16 protein-coding genes and 1 tRNA gene are annotated in these 16,315 nt (G+C 49.1%); 12 read left to right on the forward strand and 5 right to left on the reverse strand.

The features are described from left to right. Positions 1-5 precede the first annotated feature (5 nt). From UNDYM_RS11285 to UNDYM_RS11300, 4 genes are all read right to left on the reverse strand, one after another. Complete coding sequence (locus tag UNDYM_RS11285; protein ID WP_162041114.1) at positions 6-2,309, reverse strand: bifunctional (p)ppGpp synthetase/guanosine-3',5'-bis(diphosphate) 3'-pyrophosphohydrolase; 2,304 nt, start codon at positions 2,307-2,309, stop codon at positions 6-8. Positions 2,310-2,372: 63 nt separating this feature from the next. Beyond that, on the reverse strand, positions 2,373-2,576 hold the full coding sequence (rpoZ, locus tag UNDYM_RS11290) for a DNA-directed RNA polymerase subunit omega (RefSeq protein WP_110253221.1): 204 nt from the start codon (positions 2,574-2,576) through the stop codon (positions 2,373-2,375). Between the two features lie 43 nt (positions 2,577-2,619). Continuing rightward, the gene (gene gmk / locus UNDYM_RS11295; protein WP_162041115.1) at positions 2,620-3,264 is read right to left on the reverse strand and encodes a guanylate kinase; all 645 of its coding nucleotides are present in this window, start codon (positions 3,262-3,264) and stop codon (positions 2,620-2,622) included. 136 nt (positions 3,265-3,400) lie between these two features. Then, the gene (locus UNDYM_RS11300; RefSeq protein ID WP_232063973.1) at positions 3,401-4,318 is read right to left on the reverse strand and encodes a YicC/YloC family endoribonuclease; all 918 of its coding nucleotides are present in this window, start codon (positions 4,316-4,318) and stop codon (positions 3,401-3,403) included. A 137-nt stretch (positions 4,319-4,455) separates the two neighbouring features. Between UNDYM_RS11300 and UNDYM_RS11305 the strand changes: the two genes are divergently transcribed. The 8 genes from UNDYM_RS11305 (at position 4,456) to UNDYM_RS11340 (ending at position 12,781) form a co-directional block, all read left to right on the forward strand. Continuing rightward, a complete protein-coding gene (locus tag UNDYM_RS11305; RefSeq protein ID WP_162041116.1) occupies positions 4,456-5,466 on the forward strand; it encodes a serine/threonine-protein kinase in 1,011 nt (336 codons plus the stop codon). A 125-nt stretch (positions 5,467-5,591) separates the two neighbouring features. Further along, on the forward strand, positions 5,592-6,527 hold the full coding sequence (locus UNDYM_RS11310) for a PP2C family serine/threonine-protein phosphatase (protein WP_162041117.1): 936 nt from the start codon (positions 5,592-5,594) through the stop codon (positions 6,525-6,527). A gap of 3 nt (positions 6,528-6,530) precedes the next feature. Further along, positions 6,531-7,268, forward strand: coding sequence for a ribonuclease PH (gene rph / locus UNDYM_RS11315; protein ID WP_162041118.1), 738 nt, complete (start codon positions 6,531-6,533; stop codon positions 7,266-7,268). A gap of 18 nt (positions 7,269-7,286) precedes the next feature. Then, entirely contained in the window at positions 7,287-7,877 is a 591-nt protein-coding gene (rdgB, locus tag UNDYM_RS11320) for an RdgB/HAM1 family non-canonical purine NTP pyrophosphatase (RefSeq protein ID WP_162044577.1), read from the forward strand. Continuing rightward, on the forward strand, positions 7,874-9,133 hold the full coding sequence (gene hemW, locus UNDYM_RS11325) for a radical SAM family heme chaperone HemW (protein WP_162041119.1): 1,260 nt from the start codon (positions 7,874-7,876) through the stop codon (positions 9,131-9,133). The genes rdgB and hemW overlap by 4 nt, the downstream gene beginning before the upstream one ends. Before the next feature lie 343 nt (positions 9,134-9,476). Beyond that, the gene (locus UNDYM_RS11330) at positions 9,477-10,628 is read left to right on the forward strand and encodes an EAL and HDOD domain-containing protein (RefSeq protein ID WP_162041120.1); all 1,152 of its coding nucleotides are present in this window, start codon (positions 9,477-9,479) and stop codon (positions 10,626-10,628) included. Between the two features lie 3 nt (positions 10,629-10,631). After that, positions 10,632-12,650 (forward strand): bifunctional diguanylate cyclase/phosphodiesterase, encoded by a 2,019-nt coding sequence (locus tag UNDYM_RS11335; RefSeq protein WP_162041121.1) that lies wholly within the window; start codon positions 10,632-10,634, stop codon positions 12,648-12,650. Positions 12,651-12,691: 41 nt separating this feature from the next. Next, positions 12,692-12,781 (forward strand) — tRNA-Ser (locus UNDYM_RS11340). 190 nt (positions 12,782-12,971) lie between these two features. Here the strand turns inward: UNDYM_RS11340 and UNDYM_RS11345 are convergent. Further along, a complete protein-coding gene (locus UNDYM_RS11345) occupies positions 12,972-13,328 on the reverse strand; it encodes a hypothetical protein (protein ID WP_162041122.1) in 357 nt (118 codons plus the stop codon). 750 nt (positions 13,329-14,078) lie between these two features. Here UNDYM_RS11345 and UNDYM_RS11350 point away from each other — a divergent pair. The 4 genes from UNDYM_RS11350 (at position 14,079) to UNDYM_RS11365 (ending at position 16,268) form a co-directional block, all read left to right on the forward strand. Then, positions 14,079-14,363: a recombinase family protein gene (locus UNDYM_RS11350; RefSeq protein ID WP_162041123.1), complete on the forward strand. Its 285-nt coding sequence runs from the start codon at positions 14,079-14,081 to the stop codon at positions 14,361-14,363. Beyond that, on the forward strand, positions 14,360-14,635 hold the full coding sequence (locus tag UNDYM_RS11355; protein ID WP_162041124.1) for a hypothetical protein: 276 nt from the start codon (positions 14,360-14,362) through the stop codon (positions 14,633-14,635). The genes UNDYM_RS11350 and UNDYM_RS11355 overlap by 4 nt, the downstream gene beginning before the upstream one ends. Positions 14,636-14,645: 10 nt before the next feature. Then, a complete protein-coding gene (locus UNDYM_RS11360; RefSeq protein WP_162041125.1) occupies positions 14,646-15,356 on the forward strand; it encodes a hypothetical protein in 711 nt (236 codons plus the stop codon). A gap of 174 nt (positions 15,357-15,530) precedes the next feature. After that, positions 15,531-16,268: a hypothetical protein gene (locus UNDYM_RS11365; protein WP_162041126.1), complete on the forward strand. Its 738-nt coding sequence runs from the start codon at positions 15,531-15,533 to the stop codon at positions 16,266-16,268. The last annotated feature ends 47 nt before the right edge of the window (positions 16,269-16,315 follow it).

Consider the following 16,315-nt stretch of genomic DNA (forward strand, 5'->3'; position numbering starts at 1 on the left):
TATTGTTAGCCGTGCTCTCTGACTATGCGCGTAACACCAGCCAGATGCTTGATGTTACGCATGATTTTTGCCAAGTGGGTGCGGTCTTCTATCTGTATCGTGAAGTGAATATTGGTCATGTCATTGGCATCGCCATCTTCCATATTGACATGGCTGATATTTGCATCTGATTCGCCAATCTCGGCAGCGATGCGGGCAAGGGCGCCACGTTCGTTCGTCACCGTTACGGCGATGCGGCAGTCAAAGCGGCGGTTCAGGTCTTCACCCCAGTTGACATCAATCCAGCGGTCAGGCTCCTTGATATGCAGGCGTTTGGCATGCTCGCAATCATCCGTATGCACAACCAGACCCTGATCGCGCTTGAGTTGACCAACTATGCCATCTCCCGGGATGGGCAGGCAACACGGTGCCAATTGTACCGACAAGCCCTCACTGCCATAAATAATGACGGGGTCGCGCTTGTTGTTGATCTTGTCTCCAAATTGCTGGAAGGGGATGGACGGTGAGTCATCTTCCACCAGGTCCAGTATATGCCTTGCCACCAGCGCAGCCATGCGCTTGCCTATGCCAATATCGGTATGAATTTCATCCAGTGATTTGGCGCTGGATTCATTGAGCAATTTATCGACCAGGCTGTCTGGCAGGTCAGGGTTCAGGTTGACTGATACCAAGGCCTGGGCCAGCAATTGTTTGCCCAGTTCTGTCGATTCATTCAGGTTGATTGTGCGCAGGTAATGGCGTATTGCCGACCTGGCCTTGCCAGTACGCACATAAGTCAGCCAGTTTGGCGTAGGGCGCGAATTGGGTGAAGTGATGATTTCGACGATATCACCATTCTTCAATTCAGAACGCAGTGGCACTGGCTCGTGATTGATGCGAGTGGCAATCGCCTGATCACCAATATCGGTATGGATTGTGTATGCAAAGTCCAAAGCTGTTGCTCCGCGGGGCAGGGCAATAATTTTGGATTTTGGCGTGAACACATAAACAGAGTCAGGGAACAGATCAATTTTGACATGCTCGAGAAACTCGGCAGAGTCGCCAGTCTGTTTTTGTATGTCCAGCAGAGACTGCAGCCAGGCGTGCGTGCGCTGTTGCAAGTCAGTCAGGCTGCCTTCTTCGTTCTTGTACAGCCAATGCGCAGCAACACCCGATTCTGCGACATGATGCATGTCACGCGTGCGTATCTGAAACTCGACTGGCGTACCGTAAGGACCAATCAGCGTCGTATGCAGGGATTGATAGCCATTCGTCTTGGGAATAGCAATATAGTCTTTGAACTTGCCCGGCATGGGTTTGTACAAGGCATGCAAGCTGCCCAGCGCATAATAGCTGTCGCGAAAATCACTGACCACGATACGGAAACCATACACATCCAGCACCTGGGAAAAACTCAGGTGTTTGTCGTGCATCTTGCGGTAAATACCGTACAGGGTTTTTTCGCGACCATACACTTCGGCCTTGAGGCCAGCTTCGGACAGGGCCGTCTTTACCGCATCCATGATCTTGTTGACGACTTCCCGGCGGTTACCACGTGCTGCCTTGACCGCTTTGGACAAGGTGCGGTAACGCATAGGATAAAGATGCGAAAACGCCAGATCCTGCAGCTCGCGGTAGATATTATTAAGCCCCAGCCTGTGTGCGATAGGCACATACACATCCATGGTTTCGCGTGAAATACGGCGCTTCTTTTCCGCCGACATGAAACCCAGGGTGCGCATATTGTGCAGGCGGTCTGCCAGCTTCACTAGGATCACGCGTACATCCCGCGCCATGGCGAGCAGCATCTTGCGGAAATTCTCTGCCTGCGCTTCTATCTGGCTCTGGAATTCGATCTTCTCAAGCTTGGAGAGACCATCAACCAGAGTGGCAACCGGTGCGCCAAAGCGCTCAATCAGTTCATCCTTCTTGACATCCTGATCTTCCATGACGTCATGCAGCAGTGCGGCCATGATGGCTTGCACATCCAGCTTCCATTCGGCACAGATTTCTGCCACGGCAATCGGGTGGGAAATATAGGGTTCGCCAGACTTGCGTACCTGACCCAGGTGCATTTCATCAGAAAAGCGATAGGCTTCCTTGACCAGTTTTAATTCACTGGCCGACATGTATTCGCTGATGCGGTTGGTGAGTGCCGTAATGGAGGCGACACCGGTATTCGTCGATGACGCACGAATACTGTCTAATTCATCCAGGGGGGAACTGTGTTTGTTGATGCTGTTCGCAGGGCTGCGTATGGCAGCCAGCGCGACTGCAGCAGAATCGGCCGGTTTGCTTTCCAGAGATGAATGACTGTCATTGAGGTTCATTCTGTGATTCCCGGCCGGATAAAGGCTTAAAGAAGGGGCGGCTAAGAATGTAGGTGCAGCGGCTTACACCGGCACTTTTTTCAACATTTCTATACCGACTTTACCTTCAGCGATTTCACGCAGGGCGATTACCGTAGGCTTATCCTTGGAATCTACCTTGGGAGTGTGGCCTTGCAGCAATTGGCGCGCGCGATAAGTGGCGCACAGTGTCAGCTGAAAGCGGTTAGGGATTTGTTTCAATGCGTCTTCAATGGTAATACGTGCCATATTTCTTCCTCAATACTAAAAAATACTCAATTGGGTTTGCGAATTAATTCGCGTTGGCGTGAATGCCAAGTTGGGTAAACAGCTCGTAGTGGCGTGTTGCCTGTTGTGCAAACCGGCAGCGCGTGGCTTTCACGATTGCATTCAATTCTGACAAGGCTGTTGCAAAGTCTTGATTAATAATAACATATTCGAACTCCGGGGAGTGCGCCATTTCACCGCCAGCAGCCAAAATGCGCTTGGTAATGACGTGCGGCTCGTCCTGGCCGCGCTTCTTCAGGCGTTCTTCCAGGGCAGGTATCGACGGCGGCAAGATAAAAATGCCAACAGCACCGGGAAATTGTTTCCTGACTTGCTGCGCGCCTTGCCAGTCTATTTCCAGCAAAACATCGGTGCCTGAACGCATCTGGTCTTCTATGGTAATGCGCGAAGTGCCATAGTAATTACCGAATACTTCTGCTGATTCCAGAAATTCACCCTGTGCCTTGCGCGCCAGAAAATCTTCGGGTGTCGTGAAATGATATTCGCGGCCATCTTGCTCGCCCGGGCGCGGTGCACGGGTAGTGTAGGAGATCGACAATTTGATCGCCGGTTCTTGTGCCAGCAAGGCATTGACCAGTGAAGACTTGCCTGCACCGGAGGGGGCGGCGACCACAAAAAGACTGCCTGCAGTCGTATTATTGGTTTTCATGGCATTCCTCCGGTAGGTTTAATTCAGGTCATCTCAGGTCTTCAGCAAGACAAATTGGGCTGCATACTCCCATCATTCACCGTCCCGCAATATTTCCCAAGAAAAAGAGTGCGGGAGTATAAGCAAATGCGCCTGTTTATTCAAGGTTTTGCACTTGTTCGCGCATTTGTTCTATGAATAACTTCAATTCCATGGACGCATCCGACAATTCCTTGGATGCCGCTTTGGAACCCAGGGTATTTGCTTCGCGGTTCAATTCCTGCATCATGAAGTCCAGCCTTTTGCCAACCTGACCACCTTTTTTCAGTATATGCCTGGTTTCTGTCAGATGGGCTGACAGGCGCGCCAGCTCTTCTGCTACATCCACACGTATGCCATACATGGTCACTTCCTGGCGGATACGGTCCAGCGCTTCTTCGCGCGTGATCGTCTGGCCAGCATTGGAGCCGCTGGATTGCAAAGCAAGGCCCAGGGCTTCTTCCAGCCTGCTAGTAGCTTTTTGCTGGAATTGCTGAACAATTTGCGGCATCAGTGGCGTGATGCGGGTGACGATTTCTTCCATTGCAGCGATGCGGCTCAGCAGTACTTGTTCCAGCGCCGCACCTTCACGTTCACGGCTGACGATGAATGCATCCAGCGTCTTGTTGATGGTGTCATTGATGGCCGCCTGCAAAGATTCTGCATTGATTTCGCTTTCTTCTATGACGCCGGGCCAGCGCAGGATTTCATTGGTGCTCAGTGCCGCCGCGTCAGGGAACTGCTGCTTCAGATTGATCTGGAAACTGGCAAGCTGTTCAAGCAAGCTGGTGTTGAGGCTTTTATTATGCGTTTCTGTCAGTTTTTTACCAAAGCTGAAACGGCATTCCACTTTACCGCGTGCCAGCTTGCGTGTTAATGCTTCGCGAAATTGTGATTCAACTGAGCGAAACTCGTCATTAATACGAAATTGCAGGTCCAAAAAGCGGGAATTGACGCTTTTGATCTCTATGGTAATGGTGCCAGCATCTGTTTCATTGGTGCTGCTGGCATAACCTGTCATGCTGAAAATGCTCAAGGTATTTCCTTAAAAAGGCGTGAACTGTGTATTACTGTGCATTGGATTGGCTAAATTGTGCATTAGACACTAGGATATTCTTTACAAATACCGCAATAATCAACACAATCCGTTTTGTATAGTGAATTGGACGATTGATGGCCGCACAAAATAACGCACCTCTGCCAGATGGACTGGAAATTGCCGGATACCGCATTGTAAAGAAAATTGCGTCCGGTGGCTTTAGTATTGTATATCTGGCTTCTGACGAAGATGGCAACGCAGTTGCAATTAAAGAGTATTTGCCCAGCTCACTGGCCTTGCGCCAGCAAGGTGAGCTGGTGCCGGCGATCTCAAATGAGAATCTGCCGATTTACCGCATAGGATTGAAGTGTTTTTTTGAAGAAGGTCGTGCACTGGCGCGCATCTCGCACCCGAATGTGGTCAGCGTTATCAATTTCTTCCGCGCCAATGAGACTGTCTATATGGTCATGGCCTATGAATCTGGCCGTTCATTGCAGGAACATATCCTACGTCGTCGTGACAAGGGTGAAAAGCCGCTGGTGTCAGAGCGCTTCATCCGTCGTATGTTCAATCAGGTCATGAATGGCTTGCGTGAAGTGCATACCAATAAACTGCTGCATCTGGATTTGAAACCAGCCAATATCTACCTGCGCCTGGATGGCACGCCTATCTTGCTGGACTTTGGTGCGGCCCGCCAAACCCTCAAAACTGACATACCCAAGCTCTACCCCATGTATACTCCGGGTTTTGCTGCACCAGAGTTGTATTTGAAGAACGGCAATCTGGGCCCCTGGACTGACATTTACAGCATAGGCGCTTCGATTTTTGCCTGTATGGTAGGTGCGCCGCCGCAACCCTCAGACCAGCGCAAGACCAGTGACAAGATGGAGGGGCACTACCGCAAGCTGGAGGGTTTATACTCTTCAGAATTGATAGAAGTAGTGCGCTGGTGTCTGCAACTGGATCCGCTGGAGCGGCCACAAAGTGTGTTCGCCCTGCAAAAAGCCCTGGCGATTCAGGCGCAACCGCAGCGCGAACTGACTTTTATGGAAAAAATGACATTAAAGTTCAAGACGCTATTTGCTGGAAAAAGAAAAAAAGTCGAAAGCGACCATACGACCATACAGGAAAGCACCCTGAATTAAGGTTGCGTTCGGCTGTTTAAAGCCGTGTTGGCTGTGAATGTTCGCCGCTGGCCAGGCTCTGGAGCAAAAGTATGCGCTCCCTGGCCTGTTTGTATCAATAACCATTATAAAGTTTTAAAAATCTCATGCGTTTTTCCGTTTATCAAGAAAGTCATATTGGTGGCCGCAAGGTCAACCAGGATCGTATGGGTTACAGCTTTACCCGCGATTCGATTTTGCTTTTGCTGGCGGACGGCATGGGTGGTCACATCATGGGCGAAATGGCTGCAGCCATTGCCATGCAGACTATAGGTAACCTGTTTCAGCAGCAGGCACACCCGATGATAGGGCGGCCTGAACGCTTTATGGAAGACAGCTTCCTGGCTGCCCATCAAGAGATACATCGTTATCGCGCCATCAATAATTTGCCAGAAACGCCACGCACGACCATCGTTGCCTGCCTGATCCAGAATGGCTATGCGTACTGGGCGCACTGTGGTGATTCACGTTTGTACTGGATGCGCCAGGGTCAGATTTTGTTGCGCACCAAAGATCACTCTCGTCTGGAAACCCTGATCGCTCAGGGCAAGGTTGATCCGGCAGAAAGACATACTCATCCTGACCGTAACAAGCTGTTCAACTGCCTGGGCGCACCCAACGCACCTATTGTTGAATTGTCTCGCCGTGCGGTGTTGCAGCCTGGTGATTTGCTGTTACTGTGCTCTGATGGCCTGTGGTCAGTCTTGCCCGATCATATGCTGGCGCAGCGCCTGCACGATCACACCATCGTGCGTGCCGTGCCTGAATTGATACGCTCTGCCGTTGATATCGCTGGCAAGCAAAGCGACAATGTCACGGCGCTGGCCATGATGTGGGAGGGCGATGACCGCATGGATAATTCCACCATCATCTCGACCAATACCTTGCCTATAGGTTCAGTCACGACCACCATACAGGCACCAGTCGATGCAGAAATTGAAACCACCGATGGTGACGTGTTCAATGACGCCGAAATTGAAAAAGCCATAGCAGAAATTCGCAACGCGATACACAAATCATCACGCATTACTTCTAAGAACTAAATCATGTCAAACTCATTTCGCCCTAGCGGGCGTTCACCGGACGCATTGCGTCCGGTGGTTATCAGCCGCCATTTCACCAAGCATGCAGAAGGCTCTGTCCTCATCGAATTTGGGGATACCCGTGTTATCTGTACAGCGAGTATAGAAGACAAAGTGCCAGGCTTTTTGAAAGGCAAAGGGCAGGGCTGGATGACTGCAGAATATGGCATGCTGCCACGTTCGACCCATAGCCGTATGGACAGGGAAGCAGCCAAGGGCAAACAATCTGGCCGCACCCAGGAAATCCAGCGTCTCATAGGCCGTTCCCTGCGCTCTGCCTTTGATCTCGAAGCCTTTGGTGAACGTACCCTGCATATCGATTGCGATGTGATCCAGGCGGATGGCGGTACCCGTACCGCTTCCATCACCGGTGCCATGGTCGCTGCCTATGATGCATTTGCCAAACTGGTAGAGCGCGAAGTCATCCCCGCCGTACCACTCCGCCATTTTGTGGCAGCCATCTCGGTTGGCGTGTATCAGTCTCAACCCGTACTGGATCTGGATTATCCAGAAGATTCTCAATGCGACACCGACATGAATGTCGTCATGACTGAACATGGTCACTTTGTTGAGGTGCAGGGCACGGCAGAAGGGGAAGCATTTGACCGCATGACCATGAATGCCTTGCTGAATCTGGCACATGATGGTATTGCTGATCTGATCGCCTTGCAAAAAGAAGTATTGGGTTTGCAGGTCAGTTGATTGGATGGAAGTATGAGTATGAGCAAAAACCAGAAAATAGTCCTGGCCTCGAATAATCAGGGCAAGCTCAAAGAGTTTTACCAGATACTGTCACCGCTGGGCATAGATCTCCGGGCACAATCTGAATTTGACGTGTCTGAGGCTGAGGAGCCTTATCCCAGCTTTGTCGAAAATGCGCTGACCAAAGCCAGGCACGCATCGCGCCTGACGGGTTTGCCGGCGCTGGCTGATGATTCCGGCATCTGCGTCAACGCCCTGCAAGGTGCGCCTGGTGTGCTGTCTGCCCGCTTTGCTGGCGAGCCCAAGTCTGATGTGCGCAACAACCAAAAGCTCATCGCAGATTTGGCTGGCATGGCTGACAAATCCGCCTATTATTACTGTGTGCTGGTCTTTGTGCGTTCAGAATCTGACCCGCAGCCGGTAATTGCTGACGGCGTCTGGGCAGGTGAAATCATTGCCGATGCCCGTGGTGAAAACGGTTTTGGCTATGACCCGCATTTCTTCATCCCGGGTTTGAATAAGACCGTGGCTGAACTTGCTGCAGCAGAAAAGAATCAATTGTCGCACCGTGGGCAAGCCTTGCGCGCCCTTGTAGAAAAACTGAAATGATACCCATCAAGCCCATAGCGGCAAGCCAGCCAGTACAAAAAAAATCACCGGATTTATCAAATATACCCGGTGACGTGGCCAGCCAATATCTTGCACCAGGCAGCCTCAATCTGACGCAGTTACCGCCGCTATCGCTATACATCCATTTCCCCTGGTGCGTACGCAAATGCCCTTATTGCGATTTTAATTCGCATGAAGTCAAAGGCAGCTTTGATGAGTCAGCCTATCTGGATGCCATGCGCGCTGATCTTGAGGCTGCCTTGCCACTGATCTGGGGTCGCAAGATTTACACTATCTTCATCGGTGGTGGCACCCCCAGCCTGATGTCGGCAGCAGGCCTGGACAGATTGCTTTCTGACGTGCGTACGCTCTTGCCACTGGATGGCAATGCAGAAATCACCATGGAAGCCAATCCCGGCACCTTTGAAGCTGAAAAATTTCGCTCTTATCGCCAAAGCGGTATTAACCGTTTGTCGATAGGCATACAAAGTTTCAACTCCAAACACCTGGCAGCTTTGGGTCGTATTCATGATGGTGACGAGGCACGCAGGGCTATAGAAATCGCGCAGGCAAATTTTGACAACTTCAATCTTGACCTGATGTTTGCTCTGCCAGACCAGACCATGGATGAAGTCAGCGAGGATGTGGAAACAGCGATTTCTTTCGCACCACCACATCTGTCGCTATACCACCTGACGCTGGAGCCCAATACCTATTTCGCCAAGTTCCCGCCAGCCATACCCGATGACGACCTCAGCGCAGAAATGCAAGACCTCATCCATGGCCGCATGGCAGCAGCAGGTTACGGCAATTATGAAGTGTCTGCCTATGCGCAAGCGGGTAGGGCATCAAAACACAATCTCAATTACTGGAACTTTGGTGATTACCTCGGCATAGGCGCGGGCGCGCATTCAAAAATATCCTTCCCACACCGGGTAGTACGCCAGGCGCGCTACAAGCAGCCCAAGGCTTATATGGACGCCATGGCTGCAGGTAATTGCGTGCAAGAGTCGCATGAAATTCCTGTCGATGAAATGGGTTTTGAATTCATGTTGAATGCACTGCGCTTGCAACAAGGGTTCAAGGTTAACTTGTTCCAGGAGCGTACTGGCATGCTGCTCAACAGCATAGAAAAAGAATTGCTGGTTGCCGAGAACAAAGGTCTGCTTTACCGCGATCATGAAATCATTTGCGCCACGCCGCTGGGCAAACAATTTTTGAATGACCTGCAACAAATTTTTCTCGGCAGCGAATAATTTATTTGCCTGATGCGAGTCTGATACGGGCCTGATGTGAACCCAGTAAAGCATGGCATTTTTACCACATGCTTTATTGGTGAAATCTAAAATATCTCCTATGCTGATAGCAGGGTATCGGCATTCAATATGTCTGTTGCAAAATCAGCAGCCTGACGCTTTTAAGCCCGATTTATGGCAATTGTGTCAGATTGCACTCATCAAGTATCAAAATACCTCACCTGTCGCTTTAAATTGTGTTGCAATTGGTTAAGTCCCAAACTAATATCTCTACCAATTTTTGTAACATTTGATGTCCTTCTTTATGACTCTGGCTCGTGGAATAGGCACTTTTTTGCCCGTGATGAACAGCAAGCAACAATTGCTTGCGCTTCAAGCTGATTTTGGTGCTTTGCCAATCGGCGATGTCATTGCTTTACTCCAGTTTTTGCATGAAAAAGAAATCTTTTCCAGACTTTCTGGCATTTCTGTTCTGGTCAGGATGGCAGACCCTCTGCTTGTCCCGGCAGATATTGATACACGCCTGCCATTGGCACGCATACTCTTTGCCGTACCGGTAAAAGCGGCTGAAGACAAGGATGTGCAAACCAGGCTCAAGTATTTCAACTCGCACGGTGCCCGCATCATCATGGATGATTTGCAGGCGCACGACAATGCGATATGGGAAGGGGCAAAGAAAATCAGTGTCGATTGCAGCAAGGATATTCCTGCCCACATCAAACCCTTGCTGTTGCGCCTGCATGGCGGAGAGCACCTGGCGCAACATCTGCCCCATGCAGCCTTGCAAGAGCAGGCGCATGAAGCCGGTTTTAAATGGTTCTCTGGCGACTATGCATTTCATCCACCCGTCAGCAACAAGGCAGCAGACGCTACTGCCAGAACACGCTTGTTGAAATTGCTGGGGCTGGTCGCCCGCGATGCAGAATCGCGCGAACTGGAAGAATTGTTCAAGCAAGATGCAACCCTGTCATTCATGCTGTTCAAGCTCGTCAGTTCTGCCGCCTTTGCGCAAACCGTGCGGGTGTCCAGCTTTGGCCAGGCCATTAACCTGCTGGGGCGCAGGCAGTTGCAAAGATGGCTACAGTTATTATTGTATGCACGCCAGCAAGATCACAGTGGCAGCTTGAACCCCTTGATGCCGCGCGCCGCTTTTCGCGCCAGCCTGATGGAAGCAATTTGCCTCAAGCGTGGTGGCAACAAAGATGAGCTCGACTGTGCTTTCATGGTCGGCATGTTTTCTTTGCTCGACAAACTGTTTGGCAATCCCCTGGGTGAAGTGCTGCAACCTTTAAACCTGAATACAGAAGTGCTTGATGCCTTGCTGCATAAATCAGGTGCGCTAGGTAAAAGCCTGGATCTGGTAGAAAGGGCAGATCGTCCTTTCAAGGACTTTGATGCTGGCTTGATAGGCGAACTTGGCTTAAGTGCCGAAGATTATTACGACTGCATGATCACTGCTTATGCGTGGGTGAACCAGGTTTGCCAGGACATGTAGCCAATGACCAGTCAAGCTGCGATACATGAACTCGAAGTTGGTGCCAGTCTGGGAGAGGCTGTCTTGTGCCTGCAAGGCCAGGAGCTTGATGCCGCTTTAAATCGCATAGTCAAAGAAGTTTTTCGTGATGCCAATGCGGCATTTCGCCGTGGCAAACTCGATGAACAAAAAATACAGGCTGATGTGCTTTGCATGGCATCACCAGAAACCTATTACATCCTGTCTGGTAAAAAAGGTCAGATCAACGAAGCCGACCTGGCAAAACTGAATACCCTTGCTAGTCTCACGGCCAAGCTGTTTTCCAAACGCGCAAAACTTGACCAGGAGTTGCAGGCATCTGCCCAGGCACAATGGCAACAGACTCAGATCATCGACCAGATTCACGAGTCCGTCATTACCATGGATTTGGCAGGTTTCATCCTCAGCTGGAACCGCGGCGCAGAAAAACTCTTTGGTTATGCCGCGCAAGAAGTCATAGGCAAAAACATCCTGTTCCTATACGACGATGAGGGTGAGCCAGATACGCATTTGTATGACAGCTTCCTTGAGCATGGTGGCCGCGAGATGGAAGTGCGCCGCAAGAAAAAATCGGGTGAAGTATTCTGGGCCAGTCTCAGCCTGTCACCATTGTGTGATGCCCAAGGCCTGCCCATAGGCATCATAGGCTATCTCAGCGATATCACTGCCCGCAAAGAAGCAGAACAAAAAATCAATCACCTCGCTTATTACGATGCGCTGACCAGTCTGCCCAACCGCAGCCTGTTCCGGCAACTCGTCGATAATGCACTGTTGCACTCACAAAGAAACAGCAGCAGCGCTGCCATTATCTTTCTTGACCTGAACCGTTTTAAACTCATCAATGACACCCTTGGTCACGACATAGGCAATGAGTTATTGCGCCAGGTCGCAGCCCGGTTCTTGCTAACCCTGCGCGAGAATGACATCGTAGCCCGCCTCGGCAGCGACGAATTCGCCATCGCCGTACTTGACATCAACCAGCATTTTCATGCAAGCCTGGTCGTGCAAAAACTTTTGCAGGCATTGAATGACGCCTTCATCGTCTCTGGCCACGAATTGCGCGTCGGTGCCAGCATAGGTATCAGTGTCTTCCCGCAAGACGGCAATGACGCCAATGCCTTGCTGCAAAAAGCCGACATCGCCATGTACAAGGCCAAGCGCAGCGCCGGCAATGTATCCGGCAGCTTTGTGTTTTACAGCGACAGCATGAACCAGAGCATCGCTGGCAGACTGTATCTTGAATCCAGCATGCGCAAGGCGCTGGAAAACCAGGAATTCTATTTGCAGTACCAGCCCAAGGTTGATATCAAAAGCGGCAAAATCATCGGTGCAGAAGCTCTGCTGCGCTGGCAACACCCAGAAAAAGGTCTGATCTCGCCAGCAGAATTCATCCCCGTCGCAGAAGAAACCGGCCTGATCCTGCAAATCGATGCCTGGGTACTCGAAACCGCCTGCGCCCAAGCCAGGGAATGGCAAGTCAGCGGCATAGCGCCGTTCCGCATCGCAGTCAATGTCACAGCGAGAGAGTTCACCAACAGCCTGCCACTGCGCGTTAAAGAGGCCATGCAACGCTACCAGATATCACCACGATGGCTGGAGCTCGAAATCACCGAGAGCATGCTCATGCACAGCACCGAGAGCGTCATCGCCATCATGGAGCAAATCACCGCCCAGGACGTCGTGCTGGCCCTCGATGATTTTGGCACAGGCTATTCCAGCCTTTCATACCTCAAACGTTTCCCTATCGATACCCTGAAGATAGACCGCTCCTTCATCCTCAACATCCCCACAGACCAAAACGACTGCGCCATCGCCAGCGCCATCATCATGATGGCCAAGCAACTTAAGCACAAAGTCATCGCAGAAGGCGTAGAAACCCGCGAACAACTGGCCTTCCTCATCAACGCCGGTTGCGACGAAGTGCAGGGCTACCTCTACTCCAGACCCGTCAGCCCCCAGCAATTGCTTGCTTTGCTGGATAAAAATTTCCATTTCGAAATTTGATCCTTGCCCAAGCTCGCCACTCAGGTTATACTATGCGGCTCGGAAGCTTGGCAGAGCGGTTGAATGCACCAGTCTTGAAAACTGGCGAGGTGTTAAAGCCTTCGTGAGTTCGAATCTCACAGCTTCCGCCATTTACCTATATAAATCAAAGACTTATTAAGCCTAGGTGCAATACTTAACTTGTTGCCTAAAGGTTTATAACGTCAAATATCTCAAGATCATTTAGGCTTAAATTAGGCTTAAAAATCTCCTCAAAATTGTACCATCCCAGTTCTTCCCAACAATCTACCATTTCAAGTTCTTTTGCACTTGTTTCTTTCCCTAGAACCTCATCAACTTCGAAGTACGTTTTGCTTTGTACTGTTCTGCCCATGCAATAGCTGCTTCTGCTGGGTCTTCAAAGTTAGGAAGCTTTAGTGTCAATACTTCAACTTTCTTCTCGACAATAACCCATGCATCGTACACTTTTACCTGAAGCTTGTAGCTGTAGGACATCAGCATCAGACATGCTTCTCGTTGAGGGAATTCATAGACTTCTCTGGTATTATTATTGCCATACTTTTGCGATGCTAAAAATTTTGCAGCGTAATTTCCTTCACCTATGACTTCTGGTACTTGAACATGCCCTAAAAATTTAGGGGAAGTTATATACCTTGTATTCCTGCCCATTTTGCCCATTTCTGAGGTGTCCCAAAAATTTGGGAGACCCTTCCAGTCCTAAAACTTCTTGCACTTTTACCATGAATGATTGTGACGCAGTTCCATATACTTCTCACCAGTGCCATTAGTCTTCTGCATAGTCACCCCAAAAAATTTTGGACTAACCTCTTCGCCCTTGTTTAACAGATGCAAAAAATTTTGCAGCCAATCCTTTATAAAAGATGCTCCTAAAAATTTAGGGCTAACTCTTGAAAGAAGTAACCCATTGATTCTTGGGCTACGGTAATTAGAGTGACGCTCCTCTTTTTAAGGAGTGGGTCAGGCTAGCAAATTGGCCTATCTTTGAGCGTAAAAATTCTCTGCTTAGATAAGCCTGATATGCATTTACGTCATTAAATAAAGCATCTGTTTTAGCTTGGCTGTAGAGTGAAACAACCTAATTTTTCTTATTCTCTGTGCCTATTATTTGTGCAAATACGCTGCCCAAAAGTGTGCAAAAAAGAGAAATATATTTTTAAAGCCACTATCCTAGGTACTAGACATATAGCACTTTGGTTGTAAACTTGGGGCATGTGCAGAGATGTTCTGCCTACTCGACCAACGAAAGTAATTTGTATATTGAAATGCCTATGACATAGCCGACATAACATCCAGCCAGCACATGCCCATGCATGAGGCCAGCTATTCAACATACAAAACCACACCGCGATGAAAAGCCTGTGGTTTTTTCTTTTGGTCGTTTGATTAATTATTAACGCAAAGGAATATATGAAAAATGTACCTACAGGGCTGATGCAAGCCCTGCTTCATTGCAAGAAAACAGGCCATACACAGAAAAATACGGCTGTCTATCTTAACGAACTGGGAATAAGAACCCCATTTGGTAAGGCATGGACGGGGGATTCTGTAAATACAGTGCATACGAAATTGCAGAACCCAGAGGACTGGCCTAAGGCAATTGTAAACAAGGCCAAGGAAGCGATGCTTAGAGCAGGAGAGCTAACTCAAGCGGATGCAGACATCTTGACTGCTAAAAGATGGTGGCTTCAATGACTGCACCTATGAAACCAAGGGCTGCTATTCGTACAGAATTAGACAAATGGCTTGATAGCAGCGGCTTTGAATATAAGGCAGGTATGACGGTCAAGGAAGTATCAGACCAAGCTTGCAAAGATTTTCCCACCGTTGAGGGCAGAAATTATTTTGCCCTGAGCATCATAGCTGAGGTGCTGCTACTAAATAAGTATGTCATCGCAGGGGATGAAAAGCTAAAGCAAGCAAAAGTTTACAAGACGTTCAATGAAGCAGTTTATTTACACAATTAAGGGAAACACTATGACAAACACAGAGCAATTCACAAATGACGCATCAAAAGCAGTAGCACCAATTAACGGCGCTATCTATGTTCAAACATTCACTAACTCCATAGGAGAGCAACATCATTTATTTAATCCTGACTCTAGCAAATTTATATTGCCTAGCGAGCTTGCTGTACTGCGTAGGGCTAACGCCAAATACTATAAAGCTATTGATAACGACCGCATGGTTAAAGAGGCGGCAGAAAAAGAAACAAACAAGCCAAAAGAACTAACTGGGGATGAGAAGGCCGTACAGCGGTATGAGGCTCATAAGAAAAGTATGAGTAGCCTCGAAGCGGTAGTAAATGCAGAGACAGTTAGACAGCAAGCCCATCAAACGTATCTGGAAAGTTCGCCCGATGTGGCAAAAATTCATGCACTCTCAATTGAGAATTTTGTTTCAGAGCTTGGACACTGGATGAGTCGAAAGTACACACCTATGCTTGCCTCATTAGTTGATTTAGGCGCTGGAGCATACGCCATTGAGTTGCATAAAAAAGGTTACGTTGTGGACGTTGATGCAGAGGGTAGGGCATGGGAGGCGCGTTGCAAAGCGGCGAAAGAGCAACGTGAGGCAGAAGAAGCAGCAGAGAAAGAACGCTTGCAACGCATCGCAGACGACCTTGCTATGGCTGCACTCCAGGAGCAAGAAGCATTAAAAGCAAGGATAGCTGCTAGAGCAAATTAAGCAGCTTGTAAGGCGATTTTTGCACTGGGGTATAGATATGCACCAGAAAACAAGTAGAAGGCATAGCGGGGCTATAACGGCTTTTCTATGCCTTCCTTACTTGAGGGGCTGGCAGATGGTCTGCTGGCCTGATTGTAGCCAATTTTGGCAGTATTAAATAAGAGGAAAAACAGAGTGAAGACAAAAAAGAACGCAGCAACAAAAAAGAGCAAGTATATCTTTATTAAAGGCCAAAAGAACTTGATTAAAGATGTTCGTGGGCAGGATGGTAGGTGGCTTACATCAGTCACAATTGATGGCGTTAAGTGCCATACGCAAGGCTACAGAATGTATAGCGCTATGATTGGGCGTTGTCACAAAGGCTGGGGCAGGTTTATCAAGCAGAAAGCATATTCTGATGTGAAGATGTTTGTGGAATGGATGCAGGAGATGGATGGCTTCCAGAAGTTCGTTACATGGGCTAATAAGCAGAAGGGCTACCGCAAGGGTTATAGCCCCGACAAAGACCTGATGGGAAGCAAAGCTTATTCGCCTGACACAGTGTGTTTTATTCCTACCGAGATAAACGGTTTTTTAGTAGAGCAAAGTAGAGGGAAATTACCTGCTGGGGTGCATGTCAATGGTAAAGGCTTTCGAGTGAAACAAAGTATTGATGGTAAGAATATCTATTACGGCACATTTCCAACCATTGCGGAAGCTTCAGCAAAGTATGCATCTGTGAAAGAAGCAAGAGCAAAGGAGCTTGCAGAGAAGTGGAAGACTAGGATTAGCAAAGCAGCCTATGAAGCATTGATCGCCTACAAAGTACCAGCACCGAAACCAGAGCCTAAGCCATTATTTGACGTAGTAGAGTTTTTAAGAGGCAGATACGAAGCTGCACAGAATAGGCAGGTTTTAGAAGTCTGTGAGTAAAAAGGCGTGACTAAAAATTTAGCGCGCCCTAGATGAGGAGAGGGAAA

The organism is Undibacterium sp. YM2 (assembly GCF_009937975.1).
In the GTDB taxonomy this organism is placed as follows: Bacteria; Pseudomonadota; Gammaproteobacteria; order Burkholderiales; family Burkholderiaceae_D; genus Undibacterium.

What these genes read in the sequence shown, in the direction of transcription:
- UNDYM_RS11285 (WP_162041114.1), bottom strand. Translation starts at nt 2,309, where the DNA reads ATGAACCTCAATGACAGTCATTCATCTCTGGAAAGCAAACCGGCCGAT.
- rpoZ (WP_110253221.1), bottom strand. Translation starts at nt 2,576, where the DNA reads ATGGCACGTATTACCATTGAAGACGCATTGAAACAAATCCCTAACCGC.
- gmk (WP_162041115.1), bottom strand. Translation starts at nt 3,264, where the DNA reads ATGAAAACCAATAATACGACTGCAGGCAGTCTTTTTGTGGTCGCCGCC.
- UNDYM_RS11305 (WP_162041116.1), top strand. Translation starts at nt 4,456, where the DNA reads ATGGCCGCACAAAATAACGCACCTCTGCCAGATGGACTGGAAATTGCC.
- UNDYM_RS11310 (WP_162041117.1), top strand. Translation starts at nt 5,592, where the DNA reads ATGCGTTTTTCCGTTTATCAAGAAAGTCATATTGGTGGCCGCAAGGTC.
- rph (WP_162041118.1), top strand. Translation starts at nt 6,531, where the DNA reads ATGTCAAACTCATTTCGCCCTAGCGGGCGTTCACCGGACGCATTGCGT.
- rdgB (WP_162044577.1), top strand. Translation starts at nt 7,287, where the DNA reads ATGAGCAAAAACCAGAAAATAGTCCTGGCCTCGAATAATCAGGGCAAG.
- hemW (WP_162041119.1), top strand. Translation starts at nt 7,874, where the DNA reads ATGATACCCATCAAGCCCATAGCGGCAAGCCAGCCAGTACAAAAAAAA.
- UNDYM_RS11330 (WP_162041120.1), top strand. Translation starts at nt 9,477, where the DNA reads ATGAACAGCAAGCAACAATTGCTTGCGCTTCAAGCTGATTTTGGTGCT.
- UNDYM_RS11335 (WP_162041121.1), top strand. Translation starts at nt 10,632, where the DNA reads ATGACCAGTCAAGCTGCGATACATGAACTCGAAGTTGGTGCCAGTCTG.
- UNDYM_RS11345 (WP_162041122.1), bottom strand. Translation starts at nt 13,328, where the DNA reads ATGGGCAAAATGGGCAGGAATACAAGGTATATAACTTCCCCTAAATTT.
- UNDYM_RS11350 (WP_162041123.1), top strand. Translation starts at nt 14,079, where the DNA reads ATGAAAAATGTACCTACAGGGCTGATGCAAGCCCTGCTTCATTGCAAG.
- UNDYM_RS11355 (WP_162041124.1), top strand. Translation starts at nt 14,360, where the DNA reads ATGACTGCACCTATGAAACCAAGGGCTGCTATTCGTACAGAATTAGAC.
- UNDYM_RS11360 (WP_162041125.1), top strand. Translation starts at nt 14,646, where the DNA reads ATGACAAACACAGAGCAATTCACAAATGACGCATCAAAAGCAGTAGCA.